This window comes from Streptomyces sp. WELS2, from assembly GCF_013870595.1.
Classification (GTDB): Bacteria; Actinomycetota; Actinomycetes; order Streptomycetales; family Streptomycetaceae; genus Streptomyces.
Window position 1 is genome coordinate 1 of record NZ_JACBWZ010001323.1, and the last position, 1,137, is coordinate 1,137.

General features: G+C 72.3%; 2 protein-coding genes. Both read left to right on the plus strand.

Annotation, left to right across the window (positions count from 1 at the left end; all coding sequences use genetic code 11):
* Positions 1 to 386 (plus strand): hypothetical protein (locus H5J33_RS36075; protein WP_181798876.1); only part of this gene is annotated, 386 nt, incomplete at its 5' end.
* Positions 383 to 1,137, plus strand: a 755-nt coding sequence (locus H5J33_RS36080) for a hypothetical protein (RefSeq protein WP_181798878.1), incomplete at its 3' end; no start/stop codon positions are given. The genes H5J33_RS36075 and H5J33_RS36080, both read left to right, overlap by 4 nt.

A 1,137-nucleotide genomic window follows, 5' to 3' on the forward strand; every position in this document is an offset into this window, starting at 1 on the left:
TCGCCGAGCTGTGCCGGGTCGGGGACTCGGGCGCCTGGGTGCTGGACCGGCCCGACGGCCGGTACCACGCGCTGTTCGGCGCCAAAACGGCCTCCGACTCCCCGCTGGTCTCCAATGTGGTCACCCCGCTCCCGCACGTGCCCGACCCGCTGGAGCGGACTGTGGTACGGCTGGAGGCCCCGCACACCCTGCTGGTCGGCACCGACGGCTTCGGCGACCCGCTGGGTGACGGCGACGGCCAGGTGGGCGCCCTGTTCGCTCGTCAGCTGGCCACGCCCGTCCCCCCACCGTGGTTCGCCCATCTCCTCGACTTCTCGCGGGAGACCTTCGACGACGACCGCACCCTGCTGGCGGTCTGGCCGCACCCGGGGGCACCGGCGACATGAGCACTTCCCGTGCACCCGTGGTCGAGCACAGCACGCTCACCCTGGGCCGCCTCCTCGGGCAGGGCGGCCAGGGCAGCGTGCACCAGGTCCTCAACAAGAGGATCAACACGTCGGTGAAAGGCGGCTGGGACGTCGTCTACAAGGAGTACGCCCCCGCTGTCCTGCCCGCTCTCGACTCCTCGGCCCTGACCGCGCAGGTGGCGCTGCCCGCCTCGATGAGCACCGCGGAGGGCCGGTGGCTGTGCGAGAAGACGGCCTGGCCCGCGGCCGTGGTGGAGCGCGCCGGTCGTCCCTGCGGGCTGCTCATGCGGCTGGTGCCCGACCGTTTCCAGTTCACCTATCGGACTCTGGGCGGTGCCTCCCGGGGCGACCGGCGCCTGGCGAACCTGGAGTTCCTCCTCAACGACGACGCCTACGTGGCCGGCGTCGGCCTGCGCGTCAGCGAACGCGACCGCTTACTGCTCCTCGCGGACCTGGCGGCCACCCTCACCCGGCTGCACCGGATCGGCATCGCGGTCGGTGACCTCTCGCCCAAGAACCTTCTCTTCACCACCGCTCGCCGCCCCGAGTGCTTCCTCGTCGACTGCGACGCCATGCGGCTGCGCGGCGCGAGCGCGCTGCCCCAGGCCGAGACGCCCGACTGGCAGATCCCGGCGGGCGAGGAGAAGGCGACCCCGTTCAGCGACAGCTACAAACTGGCCCTGCTCGCCGTCCGCCTTTTCGCCCGCGAGCAGACGGCCACCGACCCGGC